The sequence below is a fragment of the Xanthomonas sp. LMC-A-07 genome (genome assembly GCF_030208825.1).
GTDB lineage: Bacteria > Pseudomonadota > Gammaproteobacteria > Xanthomonadales > Xanthomonadaceae > Xanthomonas > Xanthomonas campestris.
Map to the genome: position 1 here is coordinate 557,774 of NZ_JARVTF010000005.1, position 14,141 is coordinate 571,914.

General features: G+C 64.0%; 14 protein-coding genes. 9 read left to right on the forward strand and 5 right to left on the reverse strand.

Annotated features, from left to right (window positions below):
* Positions 1-58: 58 nt before the first annotated feature.
* The 7 genes from QRM89_RS05410 to QRM89_RS05440 all read left to right on the forward strand — a co-directional run bounded on the left by QRM89_RS05410 (position 59) and on the right by QRM89_RS05440 (position 6,384).
* Positions 59-865, forward strand: coding sequence for a M48 family metallopeptidase (locus QRM89_RS05410; protein WP_011035264.1), 807 nt, complete (start codon positions 59-61; stop codon positions 863-865).
* Positions 866-1,003: 138 nt separating this feature from the next.
* Positions 1,004-2,200: a tetratricopeptide repeat protein gene (locus tag QRM89_RS05415; RefSeq protein WP_225042558.1), complete on the forward strand. Its 1,197-nt coding sequence runs from the start codon at positions 1,004-1,006 to the stop codon at positions 2,198-2,200.
* Between the two features lie 267 nt (positions 2,201-2,467).
* On the forward strand, positions 2,468-3,025 hold the full coding sequence (locus QRM89_RS05420; protein ID WP_014505935.1) for an energy transducer TonB: 558 nt from the start codon (positions 2,468-2,470) through the stop codon (positions 3,023-3,025).
* Between the two features lie 85 nt (positions 3,026-3,110).
* Complete coding sequence (gene exbB, locus QRM89_RS05425) at positions 3,111-3,872, forward strand: TonB-system energizer ExbB (RefSeq protein WP_011035267.1); 762 nt, start codon at positions 3,111-3,113, stop codon at positions 3,870-3,872.
* Between the two features lie 46 nt (positions 3,873-3,918).
* Complete coding sequence (locus QRM89_RS05430; protein ID WP_011035268.1) at positions 3,919-4,341, forward strand: biopolymer transporter ExbD; 423 nt, start codon at positions 3,919-3,921, stop codon at positions 4,339-4,341.
* A gap of 3 nt (positions 4,342-4,344) precedes the next feature.
* Positions 4,345-4,755: a biopolymer transporter ExbD gene (locus tag QRM89_RS05435; protein ID WP_011035269.1), complete on the forward strand. Its 411-nt coding sequence runs from the start codon at positions 4,345-4,347 to the stop codon at positions 4,753-4,755.
* 1,218 nt (positions 4,756-5,973) lie between these two features.
* On the forward strand, positions 5,974-6,384 hold the full coding sequence (locus tag QRM89_RS05440) for a biopolymer transporter ExbD (protein ID WP_285447461.1): 411 nt from the start codon (positions 5,974-5,976) through the stop codon (positions 6,382-6,384).
* A gap of 77 nt (positions 6,385-6,461) precedes the next feature.
* Here the strand turns inward: QRM89_RS05440 and QRM89_RS05445 are convergent, their stop codons facing one another.
* The 3 genes from QRM89_RS05445 to cls all read right to left on the reverse strand — a co-directional run bounded on the left by QRM89_RS05445 (position 6,462) and on the right by cls (position 9,044).
* Entirely contained in the window at positions 6,462-7,232 is a 771-nt protein-coding gene (locus QRM89_RS05445) for a pyridoxine 5'-phosphate synthase (RefSeq protein ID WP_285447462.1), read from the reverse strand.
* A gap of 7 nt (positions 7,233-7,239) precedes the next feature.
* Positions 7,240-7,509, reverse strand: coding sequence for a hypothetical protein (locus QRM89_RS05450; RefSeq protein WP_042595429.1), 270 nt, complete (start codon positions 7,507-7,509; stop codon positions 7,240-7,242).
* Between the two features lie 74 nt (positions 7,510-7,583).
* Positions 7,584-9,044 carry a cardiolipin synthase gene (gene cls, locus QRM89_RS05455; RefSeq protein WP_011035272.1) on the reverse strand — a complete coding sequence of 487 codons (1,461 nt, stop codon included), beginning with the start codon at positions 9,042-9,044 and terminating at the stop codon, positions 7,584-7,586.
* Between the two features lie 285 nt (positions 9,045-9,329).
* Between cls and QRM89_RS05460 the strand changes: the two genes are divergently transcribed.
* The gene (locus tag QRM89_RS05460; RefSeq protein WP_228433599.1) at positions 9,330-10,424 is read left to right on the forward strand and encodes a PA0069 family radical SAM protein; all 1,095 of its coding nucleotides are present in this window, start codon (positions 9,330-9,332) and stop codon (positions 10,422-10,424) included.
* A 101-nt stretch (positions 10,425-10,525) separates the two neighbouring features.
* Here the strand turns inward: QRM89_RS05460 and QRM89_RS05465 are convergent, their stop codons facing one another.
* Together QRM89_RS05465 and QRM89_RS05470 are read right to left on the reverse strand one after the other, a co-directional pair.
* Positions 10,526-11,227, reverse strand: coding sequence for a 2OG-Fe(II) oxygenase (locus QRM89_RS05465; RefSeq protein ID WP_285447558.1), 702 nt, complete (start codon positions 11,225-11,227; stop codon positions 10,526-10,528).
* Between the two features lie 638 nt (positions 11,228-11,865).
* Positions 11,866-13,206: an outer membrane protein transport protein gene (locus QRM89_RS05470; protein WP_068574604.1), complete on the reverse strand. Its 1,341-nt coding sequence runs from the start codon at positions 13,204-13,206 to the stop codon at positions 11,866-11,868.
* Between the two features lie 219 nt (positions 13,207-13,425).
* On the opposite strand from QRM89_RS05470, the gene QRM89_RS05475 reads away from it, so the two are divergent.
* Complete coding sequence (locus tag QRM89_RS05475; RefSeq protein WP_012436869.1) at positions 13,426-14,118, forward strand: rhomboid family intramembrane serine protease; 693 nt, start codon at positions 13,426-13,428, stop codon at positions 14,116-14,118.
* The last annotated feature ends 23 nt before the right edge of the window (positions 14,119-14,141 follow it).

The window sequence follows — 14,141 nt, forward strand, 5'->3', positions numbered from 1 at the left end:
CTTGACGAAAAGTTAAGACGACCCTGCCAAAATGCCCCCAGGGTTCAAGGGGGATTGAATGAAAGCCAGGTTGTTGATCGTTGTTGCCGTCCTCGCGTTGACGGCGTGCGCCACCACTACTTCGCCAACCGGCCGCCGTCAGGTGGTAGGTGGCGTGACGCAAGACCAGCTCGACAAGCTTGGCGCGGAGTCCTTCGCGCAGACCAAGGCCAAGGAAAAAGTCAGCACCGACGGCAAGCAGAACGCCTATGTTCAGTGCGTGGTCAATGCCCTGGTCGCGCAGTTGCCGCCGCAATGGCGCGAGACTCGTTGGGAGACCGCGCTGTTTGTTGACGACGAAGCCAATGCCTTCGCCCTGCCCGGTGGCAAGGTCGGTGTGAATACCGGCATCTTCACTGTGGCCAAGACCCAGGATCAGCTGGCCGCCGTGCTCGGGCATGAAATCGGGCACGTAATCTCTCGCCACCACGAAGAACGCATCACCCGCCAGCTAGGCGCCCAGACCGGCCTTGGCATCATCGGCGCGCTGGCCGGCGCTGCCTATGGCGATGGCGCCGCCAGTGCGGTGAACCAGGTGGGCGGCATGACCGCGCAAACCGTGTTCCTGTTGCCTGGCTCACGCACCCAGGAAAGCGAGGCCGACGTGGTCGGCCAGCGCCTGATGGCGCAAGCCGGCTTCGACCCGGCCCAGGCGGTGAGCCTGTGGCAGAACATGATGGCCGCCAGCGGCAACCGTCAGCCGCAGTGGTTGTCCACCCATCCGGACCCGGCCAACCGCATCCGTGAGTTGCAGGCCGACGTCAATGCCCTGCAACCGGTGTATCAGCAGGCCCGACAGGACGGGCGAGTGCCCCGTTGTGGGTAATCGCGTCGATGCTGCACCACAGCACGGAAACCGTTTTCGGGAACTGAGACTTTCTGCTAAGTTTGCCGGCTCAGAATTTTCGTACAGCTTCCATTCCGCTTTTCGTACCGCCCAACGGCGGCTCGTCCGAGGTGAATCATGAAACTGCTCAACCGCAAGCACGCCCTGTTGTCCCTGATCATCGCCGCATCGCTGGGCGGGGCTGTCGTTACCGATGCGGTCGCGCAGTCGGACCGCTCGACCGAGCGGGCCAACCGCAAGTCCAAGAACAGCGGCAAGGCCGAAGAGCTGTACCCGCAGTCCACCCGCACCGCGCCGACCATCAAGCCGTCGTCCAAGCTGGGCAGCAAGCTGCAGAAGCTGATCGAAACCTTCAACAAGGGCGAGGATTTCCCGGCGGTGCGCACCCAGGCCGACGAGATCCTGGCCAATGGTTCGGCCAACGAAGCCGACAAAGCGCTGGCCGGCCAGCTGGCCGCCCAGGCGGCGTACAACATGGACGACACCGCCGCTGCCAAGACCTATCTGCAGCAGGCCATCGCACTGAACGCGCTGGACAACAACGGCCAGTTCCAGTCGATGCTGATGCTGGCGCAGCTGCAGTTGCAGGATGACCAGCAGGCCGAAGGTCTGGCCACGCTGGACAAGTACCTGGACGAGAGCAAGTCGCAGCGCCCGGAAGATCTGATCCTCAAGGGCCAGGCGCTGTACCAGGCCGAGCGCTACAAGGAAGCCATTCCGGTGCTCAAGCAGGCCATCGCCGCCTCGCCCGAGCCCAAGGACACGTGGAACCAGCTGTTGATGGCGTCCTACGCCGAAGCCGGGCAGACCGGTGAAGCCGTGGCCGCCGCCGAAGCGCTGGCCGCCAAGACACCCAACGACAAGAAGGCCCAGCTCAATCTGGCCAGCATGTACATGCAGGCCGACCAGATGGACAAGGCCGCCGGGGTGATGGACAAGCTGCGCGCGTCCGGTCAGCTGACCGAAGAGAAGGAATACAAGCAGCTGTACTCGATCTACGCCAACACCGAGAACAAGGAAAAGGACGTCATCGCCGTCATCACCGAGGGCATGCAGAAGGGCATTCTCAAGCCTGACTACCAGACCTACCTCGCGTTGGCGCAGTCGTACTACTACAGCGAAGACGTGCCGAAGGCGATCGAGAATTGGCAGAAGGCCGCCCCCCTCTCCAAGGACGGCGAGACCTATCTGAATCTGGCCAAGGTGCTGCATTCGGAAGGACGCATCCCCGAGGCCAAGCAGGCCGCACAGCAGGCGATCGCCAAGGGTGTTAAAAAACCCGAAGACGCCAAGAAGATCATCAATCTGAAGTAAAAAAAGAAAATAAACCCCCGAAATCCCTGTGTTTTTAGTGGTTACAGGACTCGGGATTGGTATAAGCTTGGGAGTTCCTGCGGTGTCAAAGCCGTCCGAAAACCTGGGGATCATCACAGTGATCCGGGCCCCCACTGAAAGAGCCATTGGCGCATGACGGAACAACTCGTTATCCACAGGCATGACTATGATGCCGGGAACCAGGGTCTGAGCTGGGCCCGCATTATCGGCATTGCTTTCGTAATTGCCCTGCACCTTACTGCATTGATGATGTTGCTGATCCCTGCAGTCGCGCCGAAGGCTCCGGCCGAGAAGGAGCGCACCACCATGGTCACCTTGGTGGATGCACCGCCTCCTCCCCCGCCGCCGCCGCCGCCGCCGCCGCCGGAAGACAAGCCGCCACCGCCGGTCAAGAATCTGTCGCCGCCGAAACCGTCACCGGTTCCGCCGCCGCCGGAAGCTCCGGTGGTCGACGTTCCCGAACCGCGTCCGAGCGATATCGTCACGCCGCCGAGCCCGCCAGCTCCGCCGGCTCCACCGAGTGACATCGGTGCCAGCGTCGATATCTCGTCCAAGAACATGAACCCACCGAAGTACCCGCCGGCCGCATTCCGTGCCGGTGTCCAAGGTGAGGTCATCCTGATCGTGGATGTGGATGCCAACGGCAACGTGACCAATGTGTCGGTCGAAAAGTCCAGCCGCAACCGCGACCTTGACCGTGCCGCGATGGACGCAGCACGCAAGTGGAAGTTCAACGCCTCCACTGTCAATGGGCAGAAAGCCGCCGGCCGCGTCCGCGTCCCGGTCAACTTTGCTCTGAACTGATCCCACGGGCCGGCTGCGGCCGGCCCAGGATCCTGTCTTCCTTTCGCTCCACCCTTCATCACCACACACAACAAAGGTAAGCGTCATGCTGCAGGAATTCGTTATCGCCGCCGCTGCAGGGGGCTCCAATCCGTCGGCCGCTCTTTCGCAGATGGGCTTTGAGCACCTGATCACCGAAATGACCTCCAGCCCCGGCGACTTCGCCGTGTCCTGGGTCGTTCTGATCACCCTGATCGCCATGTCCGCTGCCTCCTGGTACTGGACTGTCATCAACATCTTCCGCGCCACCCGTCTGAAGAGCGCGGCTGACCGCGTCACCACCGCGTTCTGGGATGCCCCGAATGCACAGGACGCCATCCGCGCCATGGAAGAGCAGCCGGCTTCCGAGCCGTTCTCCAAGATCGCACTGGATGCAGCCCAGGCTGCTGCGCACCACCAGCGTGCCGAAGGCAGCACCGGCGGTATGGGCGAGAGCCTGAGCCGTTCGGAGTTCGTCGACCGCGCTCTGCGTCAGGCCGTGACCCGCGAAAGCACCAAGCTGCAGTCGGGCATGACCCTGCTGGCGACCGTCGGTGCAACCGCGCCGTTCGTCGGTCTGCTCGGTACCGTGTGGGGCATCTACGGTGCGCTGATCAAGATCGGTGCAACCGGCTCGGCCTCCATCGACGCCGTTGCCGGCCCGGTGGGTGAAGCGCTGATCATGACCGCGATCGGTCTGTTCGTCGCAATCCCGGCCGTGTTCGCGTTCAACTTCTTCTCCAAGGTCAACAGCTCGGTGATCGCCAAGTTCGACACCTTTGCCCACGACCTGCACGACTTCTTCGCCACCGGTTCGCGCGTTCGCTAATCCGGTAGTAAAGAACGCCTTCGCAACGATTTAGACGGAGCCCGTTATGGCCTTCAGTAGTGGAAACAGCGGCGGCCCGATGGCCGACATCAATGTGACGCCCCTCGTGGACGTCATGTTGGTGCTGCTGATCATCTTCATCATTACGGCACCGCTGATGTCCCACAAGGTCAAGGTGGAGCTGCCAGAGGCCAACTTGATCCAGAAGGAAGATGCGGAGAAGCGCGCCGCACCGATCACCCTGGCCGTCAAGGAAGACGGGTCGCTGTACTGGAACGACGAGCCGATCTCCAAGGAAGCCCTGGAGTCGCGCCTGTCCACCGCCGCACAGCAGACCCCGCAACCGCCGCTCAACTTGCGCGGCGACCGCACCACCAAGATGCGTACGATCAACGAGATCACCAAGATCGCGCAGGGTCAGGGCATGTTGGACGTCGGCTTCGTTGCAACCAAAGAGAAGGGGCAGTAAGCCATGGCATTCAGTACCGGTGGAAACCGCGGCCCAATGGCCGACATCAATGTCACGCCCCTCGTGGACGTGATGTTGGTGCTGCTGATCATCTTCATCGTGACCGCGCCGATCATGACCTACCCGATCGCCGTGGATCTGCCGCAGCGGGTGCTCAACCCGCCACCGCAGACGACCGAACCGCCGCCGCCGATCGAATTGCGGATCGACGCCAGCAACCAGGTGTTCTGGAACAACAGCCCGACCCCGGTCGCGCAGTTGCAGCAGAAGATGGAAGAAGTGGTGCAGGCCGATCCGACCAATCAGCCGGAGCTGCGCATCGATGCCAACGAGGATGCTGAGTACGAGGTGATGGCCAAGGTCCTCGCCGCGGCGAAGAACTCGCAGATGAAGAAAATCGGCTTCATGCAGTAAGACATCGCACGACCGCAACACAACAGTCATGACGCGACTGCAAACGCCACCGGAAACGGTGGCGTTTTTTTGTGTGCGGTGATGACGCGAGGGTGCCGCGCATGCGCATTCGATGCTGCCGATCAAATAGTGGATGCAATCGGTGAGTCGTTGTTGATCCACGCGTGCGGACGGCAGCGATGCGATGTTGAAACGGCCTCGCTGATGAAGAGTTGATTGGCAGTCACTAGCACGTCGCTGACGTTCTGCAGGTACATCGGTGCCAGTGATCCGGGCCATACTCAAGGCATCTTGCGCTGCGTACCTATCAAGCGAGTCTTGGGAAAAGGCGTGCGTTGCGATGGGTTGGCAAGCAATCGCACTAGCTGCAGATCGCTTCTATCGCATCGCATCGAACGCGATGCCTTATCGCCGAGATGCATACAGAGATGCACACAGAGATGCACACAGAGATGCGCTAAGTAGTGCCGCGCATACGCAACGAGCTTGTGACTCGTGCTTGCGATTTCCGTGACCAACCAAACAGCTGACACGTGCATTCGAACGCGTGTGCAGTGGCTTGATGGGATGCCTTGATGAGCTGACATGCAGAGCGACGTTCGCCTGAGATCGACGAACGCTCGCACATGCAAACCTGACGTGCATGTCTGCACATTCCGGTCCACGTCTCATCGTCATTCGTCTTGGGTATATCTTCTCCCGAAGTGCGGAGCATGCAGCTTCGTTAGGACCTGATTCCGCCCAACGCGCGCCACCTGCTGGCGTCGGCTGTGGCAACCCCAAGCGGCAAGCGCCATCCAATATGTAAATAGTGAAGCGATGGACGACATGCCGAGCGGCATTCGCATGCGATCTGCGGACGCTCATACATTCAAACCTGACATCCATCTAGAAACGCACTTCCACTCCACCCAAGCGCATCCGCCTTTCGGGCAACCTCTTCTTGAACATCGAATCTGATGCCTAGTCGGCGCTGAGTCCATCAATGCTGGCAACATCGTGTTGCCGCCTCCAAACGCTCATGGCCATTTCGAGTACGGAGAGGCACGGGCTGAGTGGGTACGAAAGTGCTTGGGCGAAGCGCGATTGCACGCATCGCAAGCTCGACTGCGCGGCCGATGCGCTATGTGAGCCACAGCTGCCCCGCCCTTCCCACCCGCAATCCCGGGTGTATGCTCGATCGTGCAGCACCCACAACCACAGCACAGGAGGCAGGTCATGGCTTTCAGTACGACAGGGAACCGGGAGCCACTGGCGGACATCAACGTCACGCCATTGGTCGATGTCATGTTGGTGTTGTTGATTATTTTTATCGTGACCGCGCCCATGCTGGCCCGGCCGATCGTGGTGGGTCTGCCACAGCGCACGCCGCAACAGTTGGTGCAGGCCGTGCCGCCCGAGCCGATCGCCCTGCGGCTGGACGCCGACGGCCAGGTGTTCTGGAACGCCAGCCCATTGCCGCTGCAGCAACTGCAGGCCCGCTTGAGCGAAGAAATGCAGGTGACAAGCAGCCAGCAGCAGCCGGAATTGCACATCACTGCCAGCCCTGACGCGCAGTACGCGGTGCTTGCCAAGGTGCTGGCGGCGGCCAAGAACGCGCAGGTCAGCCGGATCAGTTTCGTGCAGTAAGTCATGCAGCTGCGCGTCCGTGACGGACGCGCAGCTGCATGTTGCGTGGACTGCGCGCGGCTCGCTAAATCCCGTGCCTAGGCGGCTGTGGTTGCGCCGTTAGCTATGATCGCCAGGTAGGCGCGCACGGTCGGTTCCAGGCCCTGATACAGCGCCTCGCCGATCAAGGCGTGGCCGATCGAGACCTCCAGGACGCCGGGAACCCCGGCCAGAAAATCGGCCAGGTTGTGCTGCGACAGATCGTGACCGGCATTGATCCCCAGGCCGGCCGCGTGGGCACGCCTGGCAGCATCGGCGAACAGGGCCAGGGACGGTTGCGCTTGGCCGTGGTGATGGGCCTCGGCGTACGGGCCGGTGTACAGCTCGATGCGATCGGCACCCAGCGCGGCCGCCTGCGCAATCTCCGGATTACCGGCATCCACGAACAGGCTCACGCGGCAGCCGAGAGCCTTGAAGGCGGCAATCAACGGCGCCAGCCGCGCGCCATCGCGGGCGAAGTCCACGCCATGGTCGGAGGTGAGTTGGCCGTCGCCATCCGGCACCAGGGTGACCTGTTGCGGGCGCGTGGCCTGGCAGAGTTGCAGCAAGCCCGGATAGCCGGCGCGCGGCGGGGCAAACGGATTGCCTTCGATGTTGAATTCCACACCGTGCGTGCGCGTCAGTGTGCTGAGCGTATACACGTCGTCAGCGCGGATATGCCGTTGGTCCGGGCGCGGATGCACGGTGATGCCCTGGGCGCCGGCTGCAATGCAGCTGCGCGCGGCCTGCACTACATCCGGGTCCTGACCGCCGCGCGAATTGCGCAGCACCGCGATCTTGTTGACGTTGACGCTGAGGTGAGTGCTCACGCGCTGCTTAGGCCTGCGGCTCGCCGTCGCGCGCGGCAGCCAGTGCAGCGGCCTTGCGGGCTTCGGCCAGCTCGCGCAGCCGGCGCAGTTCGGCTGGGTCGATCATGCTACCGGTGTCGCGCTGGGTATCGCCCATGCGTGCGGCGAACCAGCCGCGGGTCCAAAGCAGCAACAGCAGCAGTGCCACCAGCAGCGACACCACCAGCAACCACACATGCGGCGTGCTGAAGGCCAGCACCAGCGCACCCAGTGCCATAAGCAGAAACAGCCAGTGCATGACGAGCTCCCCGTTGAGTGGCGGCAGTGTAGCGCTGCGCCCGGCGTGGTTCCACGTGGGGCGCGGCGCGGTGGTCAGAGCAGCGGCGACAGCAGCCGCGCGAAGGCTTCCGGCAGGCGCGATCGCCAAAACGGCCGGCGCAGGTTGAAGCGCACTTCCTGTGCCTGGGCCATGTCGGTGCCGATCATGCCGGCGAGCTCGGCGGCCACTGCCTGGTCTCGGAACAGCATCGATAGCTCGAAGTTCAGCCGGAAACTGCGGCTGTCGAAATTGGCGCTGCCGACGATGCAGACATCGTCGTCGGCGATCAGCGCCTTGGTGTGCAACATGCGCGGGCCGTACTCGTAGATACGCACGCCGGCCTCCAGCAGTTCATCGAAATACGAACGCGCAGCATAGGTGACCAGGCGCGAGTCGCTGACGCGCGGAATCAGCAGGCGCACGTCCAGCCCGCCCAGCGCCGCAGAGGTGAGCGCCATGCGCGCGGCCTCGCCCGGCACGAAGTACGGCGTGACCAGCCAGACCCGATGCCTGGCTTCGTGGATGGCGGCCACCATCAGCCGGTGGATCGCTTCCCAGGACGAATCGGGGCCGGACACCAGCACCTGCGCATCGATGCTGCCCTGCTTGCGGGTGGGCACATCCTCCGGCCACAGCTGCTGGCCATGGAAGGCGCCCTGGGCCTGGCGGGTGGCGTAGAGCCAGTCCTCCAGGAACACCAGCTGCAGGCTGCGCACCACGTGGCCTTGCAGACGCACATGCAGGTCGCGAAACGCGTCGGGGCGAACCTGTTCGTTCTCTTCGTCGGTGACATTGATGCCGCCGGTGAAGGCGATGCGGCCGTCGATGACGATCAACTTGCGGTGCGTGCGCAGGTTCAACCACGGGCGCTTGAACGGCTTGAGCAGCTGGGTGGGATGGAACCAGGCGGTCTCCACGCCGGCCGCACGCAGCGTGCGCAACGTGCGCCGGGTCATCGCCGAGGAGCCGACCGCATCCATCAACAGCCGCACCTTGACCCCCGCCCGCGCGCGCTCCATCAAGGCCTCGCAGATCGGCATGCCGCTGCGGTCGGGCTGGAAGATGTAGTACTCCAGGTGGATATGGTCGCGCGCCTGTGTGATCGCCTCGATGATCGCCGCATAGGTGGACGCGCCATCCACCAGCCACAGCGCTTCGGTGGCGCTGCTTGGGGCCAGGCCGGTGGTGGATTGGGCGATCTTGGCCAGCTCGGTGCAATCGGCATCGGGCGGACACACGCTGCTGTAGCTTTCCATGCCCGAACGCGACCGCCCGCGGCGTAGACGCTGGCGTTTGACCTTCTGGGGGCCCAGCCAGTAGTAGATCAGCAGGCCCAGATACGGCAGCGCGGCCAGCGACAGCACCCAGCTCAGCGTGGCCACCGGCTCGCGCTTCTGCAGGATGATCCAGCTGACGATCCACAGCAGATACAGCACGTAGGCGGCGAAGAGGAGCGCTTTGAGGTGGGGAATGTCGGCCAGCCAATCCCACGCGCCCTGTGCAAGTGCGAGCATGCGCGGATTCTACGGCGCACACGCTCTGCTGCGATGACTGCCGGCTGCTGCACTGGCGACCCTGGCAGCACATGCACGGGCGAGCTGCGGATTAGGGCTCAATGAGCGAAGACACGTCTTGCGTTCGGTATGGGGCCTACCGAACGTCGCGCTGCAGTGCCCGTTGCCGAGGCGAGCGTTCTGCCCAGACATGGGGGCATTACATCGACCACGAAGGCTGAAACCTTCATCCATGCCAGCGGGCTGATCCCAGCAGGTGAGACGCGGCCGCCGTAGCATGCCGGCATGGCAAGCGCGATCAAGGGCCGGGGTGCGACCGGCCATCTGCCCGGACGGTTCGAGGTCACCACGCCGCAGGCGGTGGACGATGGCTGGCACGTGGACGATAGCGACGAGTTCGCGCCGCCCGCATTGCGCACCCAGGTCACCGACGAGACCGCGCGCAGCATCATCAGCCGCAACCAGTCGCCGGACATCGGGTTCTCGCAGTCGGTCAATCCATACCGTGGCTGCGAGCATGGCTGCAGCTACTGTTTCGCTCGGCCCTCGCATGCCTACCTCAACCTCTCGCCGGGGCTGGACTTCGAAACGCGGCTGTTCGCCAAGACCAATGCGCCGGAGCTGCTGCGCCGCGAACTGGCGCGGCCCAGTTACGTGCCCAGCCCGATCGCACTGGGCATCAACACCGACGCCTACCAGCCGATCGAGCGCAAGCGCGGGTTGACCCGGCAGTTGATCGAAGTGCTGTGGGAGGCGCGGCACCCGTTCACGCTGATCACCAAGAACGCCCTGGTCACGCGGGATCTGGATTTGCTGGCCCCGCTGGCGCGCGCGCGCTTGGTCAATGTGCACTTCTCGGTGACCACGCTGGATCCGCATCTGTCGGCCAGGCTGGAACCGCGTGCGTCCGCGCCGCATGCGCGCCTGCGCGCGATGCGCAGCCTGCACGAGGCCGGCGTGCCGGTTGGGGTGATGGCCGCGCCGGTGATCCCGTGGATCAACGATCACGAGCTGGAAGCGATCCTGCAGGCCGCCGCCGATGCCGGCGCCAGCAGTGCCGGTTACGTGCTGCTGCGCCTGCCGCACGAGGTGGCACCGCTGTTCCGCGAGTGGCTACAGACCCACCACCCGCAGCGCGCCGAGCACGTGATGAGCACCATCGCCCAACTGCGCGGCGGCAAGGACTACGACAGCACCTTCGGCACCCGCATGCGCGGCCAGGGCGTGTACGCGGACCTGCTGGCGCGCCGCTTCGCGCTGGCGCATCGCCGCGCCGGCTTCGACACCCGCCGCACCCCGCCATTGGATACCGAACAATTCCGCCGCCCGGCACCGCCGCCCAAACCGGTCAAGGACTCGCCGCAGGGGCAGCTGTTTTAGAGCGGGGAATCGGGAGTGGGGATTGGGGATTGGGGATTCGCAACGGCGAGAGCCACCGCAACAGCGCAGGTCTGCTGGTGCGATTCTCCATTGCCGATTCCCTATTCCCCGCCGTACAGCGCCTGCGCGGACTGAAACAAAATCCAGCTGGTGGCGATGAACTTGTCGCCACCGACCGGGCGGTTGCCGCGGTGGGTGTGGGTGAAGGCGGTGGGGGCGATCAGCAGGCTGCCGGTGCGTGGGCGCGCCTTGCGGTGCTGGAACAGGAATTCGGTCTCGCCCTGTTCGAACTCCTCGTTGAGATACAGCGTCCACAGCAAATGGCGGTGCAGGGTCTCCGCGCCGGCGTCGCGCGGATACAGTTCGCAGTGCCAGTACGGGTAGCCGCCCCGGTCGGCCAGATACCACTGCAGGTTAATGGCGCCCGGGCGCAGGCAGGTGCGCGCCAGGTCGCTCAAGGCCGCATCGCTCATCTGCGCGATGTCCTCGGCGACCAATCGGTGCGGAGTGCCGTCTGCGGTGGTGACCTGCAGCATCAATGGCGAAATCAACGCCTGCGGATACTGCCGCAGGTAACGGAGCAGGCCCTCGAAGACGGCCTGTTGCAGGCGGTTTTCCACCGCCGCCCAGTCGGCCAGGCCGCTGATGCGTAGATCGCGGCTGTGCTTGAGGTCCGGGAACACGCCGCTGCCGATGCGGCCCGGCTGCAGCTGCTGGCTGTCGCGCATGCGTTGCACGATCGCCGCGCAGTCGTCGCGCGAAACGGCATCGTCGGTGATCTGGATGAAGTCGGGTTGGTCCATACGCAGGACCATAGCAACGTCGTCGCTGTGCTGCACAGCCCTGGGTGGCGGTGAGGCACGCTCACGCACGCGGCGTCTGCGCAGCGTCGATGATCACCGCGCTGCGCAACGACGAGGCCAGAGCGATGTCGTGCCATTGGTCGTGGTGTTGATGCCCGCGGCGGCGCACCGCAATCAGCGACGAACATGCAGGCGACGATGCATCACTGGCTGCAAGGCGAGGTCGCGCAACTCGCCTGTTCCGTAAAAGCAAAGTGGCTGTTGCGCATGCGCGCAAGGTCGGCGGTGCGGTGGCGCTGCCCTGAACTTCGGCCGGGATCTTCGCGCCGACATGGAGAGGCCCTGCACTTTGCCTCGGCAGGCTTCCCAGATTTGCTGGTGCGCGAGTCGCTAACTTCCATGCTTAGCGCGATGTACTGCTGGCACACCCAGAAAAACCTTGCCTGCGTTTCCTCGATGTTTGCAGCGCATCCGCAGCCGCGCCTCAATGCGAAACCTCCATTGAGGCGACGCCCTGCGCCTCCGCCAGTTCAGATGCAGCGTGCCCCGGCGCCTCGAATCCATGCCATGGAGATACCTGCGCCCCAAAAAAAACCCCGCCGAAGCGGGGTTTTTCGTACGTCATGCAGCAGCGGCGATCAGAACTTGTAGTTGATCGATGCGGCCAGCACGTCGCCCTTCACCTTGTAGCTGCCAGCCAGACGGTCGCCGGTGGCGCTGACGGTATCGCTGGTCGGGTCGCTGGTGAACAGGTGCGTGTAGCCGAAGTTGTATTCGGCCTGCTGCGACGGACGCCAGCTCAGACCCAGCGACACCCACTTGCGGCTCGCGTCCGGCACGCGCACGTCACGGTGCTCGGCGGTGGTCGGGGTCTGGTCATACGCCACACCGCCACGTAGGGTCAGCGTCTCGCTCATGCGGTAGTCGGCGCCCAGCGAAGCGAAGGTGGTATCGCGGTAGGAGAAGTCCAGCACGGTGTTGGGCTGGTTGGAGGCGAAGTCCAGCGTTACCTGGTCGAACTTGCTCCAGGCGGTGCGGGTGACGTCGGCCATGATCGACCACTGCTCGTTCACATTGTGGGTGAAGCTGGCGGTGGCGCTGGCGGGCAGGGTCACCGTGGCACGGCCGCTGGTGTCGATGAAGGTACCGGGCGCCGCACGTGAGAACACGGCCGCGGCAGGACCGGGAATGTTGAAATCGACGTCTGCGCCGGTGATCTTGTGTTCCACTTCGGAGCGGTAGCTGAAGCCGATGTGGGTGTTCTCATCGATGCTGAACAAGCCACCGAGCGTGAATCCGACTTCGGTGCTGTTGCCCTTCATCCGCAGCGAGCCGTCGGCGTTGCCCGGTGCAAAGCCCGGAACGCGCGAGCGCGCCAGGATCGAGCCGGCATCCACTGCATTGCCCAACTCGATGTCCAGACGCTCGGCGAACACCGACGCACCGAACGACACGTACGGGTTCACGTCGTACGAGAACGCGACGTTGAAATCGATCGCCTGCAGCTCGGTCTTGGTGCCGTGATAGCGACCAACCCAGTCATTGTCATATTCGGTCTTGAAGCCGAACGGCACGGTCAGCGAGGTACCCAGATGCATGTTGTCGTTCTCACCGAACGGCATATGGAAATACATCGCCGGAACGGGCGCGATCATACCGGCATCGCCGCCGTTGCCGCCGGAAACGGGCGCGCCGTTTGCGTACGTCGCGGTCTCAGGCTGAAACTTCGCCGAAAAGCTGATGGCGCTGACGTCGGCCTGGAACAGGCGGCCGTCCAGCTGGCGCATGCCGGCCGGGTTGTTGGCGATGATCGATGCGTCGTCCGGGGCGCTGCCCGAACCTGCGAAGGCGCGGCCGAGGCCCTTGGCGCTGTTTTCCTTCAGCTGGAAGGCGGCACCGTGTGCCTGGCCAACGGCCAGCACGCCGGCAATACCAACGGCCAGCAGGGTGGCGCGGCTGAGAGTGGAAGCGGTAGACATGAGTTGTTGCTCTCCGGAATAAAGACTGCAGTGGTCGGTACAGCGCCCGCGCCCAGTGGCCAACATGGCCCTGGAGCGCGCCGGAGACCCCCCCCCGACATACGACGCCGTACGCAGTATAACCACGACGATTAACCGAACAATAACGAAGTGCGCGTTATTAGCCCGGTCAGGTTAGGGGTGGGTTCAGGACGGTGAACCCGCTATTGTGCCACTCCGATGTTTGTCTCGATCCCCTCCCGCAAGAAATCCGCGCCGCGCTGGGCGGTGCCGCTGCTGTTCGCGGCCGTCTGGCTGGCCTATCTGTGGTCGATCAGCCGCCCGACCGAGGCGCGCAATACGCTGTGGCTGGACTGGGGCGCGCTGTCCAGCGGCGTCTCCAATCTGGGCGACTGGTGGGCCACCTTGCGCGACGGCAGCGTGCTGCGCCTGTTCACCGCATTGTTCCTGCACGCGGACTGGTCGCACCTGTTGGGGAACCTGGTGTTCCTGCTGATCTTCGGGCTGCCGGCCGAGCGCATCCTCGGGCCCTGGCGGTTGTTGCTGCTGTTCCTGCTGGGCGGCGCGGCCTCCAACCTGGCGGCGATCTTCGCCATCGGCACGCCGGACCGGGTGATCATCGGCGCCTCCGGTGCGGTGTCCGCGTTGATCGGCACCTATCTGGCGCTGTTTCCTGGCGCCAAGCTTGGCGTGGTGCTGCCGCTGGGCGTGTTCCTGGAATTCATCCGCGTGCCGGCGCCGCTGTTGATCGGTGCGTGGGCGGTGTTGCAGGTGGTGTTTGCCTATATCGGCCCGGCCTTCGGCATGGTGGCGTGGTCGGCGCACATCGCCGGTTTCGTGTTCGGCATCGTCTATGGGTTGTATGTGCGCGCGGCGATCGCGCGGCGGCTGCGCAAGCGCCACGGGTTCTAGCGCCCTGCCCTGCGCCTATAATC

Excerpts from the sequence above, each read along its gene's own strand:
- QRM89_RS05410 (WP_011035264.1), top strand. The coding sequence starts at position 59 with ATGAAAGCCAGGTTGTTGATCGTTGTTGCCGTCCTCGCGTTGACGGCG.
- QRM89_RS05415 (WP_225042558.1), top strand. The coding sequence starts at position 1,004 with ATGAAACTGCTCAACCGCAAGCACGCCCTGTTGTCCCTGATCATCGCC.
- QRM89_RS05420 (WP_014505935.1), top strand. The coding sequence starts at position 2,468 with ATGATGTTGCTGATCCCTGCAGTCGCGCCGAAGGCTCCGGCCGAGAAG.
- exbB (WP_011035267.1), top strand. The coding sequence starts at position 3,111 with ATGCTGCAGGAATTCGTTATCGCCGCCGCTGCAGGGGGCTCCAATCCG.
- QRM89_RS05430 (WP_011035268.1), top strand. The coding sequence starts at position 3,919 with ATGGCCTTCAGTAGTGGAAACAGCGGCGGCCCGATGGCCGACATCAAT.
- QRM89_RS05435 (WP_011035269.1), top strand. The coding sequence starts at position 4,345 with ATGGCATTCAGTACCGGTGGAAACCGCGGCCCAATGGCCGACATCAAT.
- QRM89_RS05440 (WP_285447461.1), top strand. The coding sequence starts at position 5,974 with ATGGCTTTCAGTACGACAGGGAACCGGGAGCCACTGGCGGACATCAAC.
- QRM89_RS05450 (WP_042595429.1), bottom strand. The coding sequence starts at position 7,509 with ATGCACTGGCTGTTTCTGCTTATGGCACTGGGTGCGCTGGTGCTGGCC.
- cls (WP_011035272.1), bottom strand. The coding sequence starts at position 9,044 with ATGCTCGCACTTGCACAGGGCGCGTGGGATTGGCTGGCCGACATTCCC.
- QRM89_RS05460 (WP_228433599.1), top strand. The coding sequence starts at position 9,330 with ATGGCAAGCGCGATCAAGGGCCGGGGTGCGACCGGCCATCTGCCCGGA.
- QRM89_RS05465 (WP_285447558.1), bottom strand. The coding sequence starts at position 11,227 with ATGGACCAACCCGACTTCATCCAGATCACCGACGATGCCGTTTCGCGC.
- QRM89_RS05470 (WP_068574604.1), bottom strand. The coding sequence starts at position 13,206 with ATGTCTACCGCTTCCACTCTCAGCCGCGCCACCCTGCTGGCCGTTGGT.
- QRM89_RS05475 (WP_012436869.1), top strand. The coding sequence starts at position 13,426 with ATGTTTGTCTCGATCCCCTCCCGCAAGAAATCCGCGCCGCGCTGGGCG.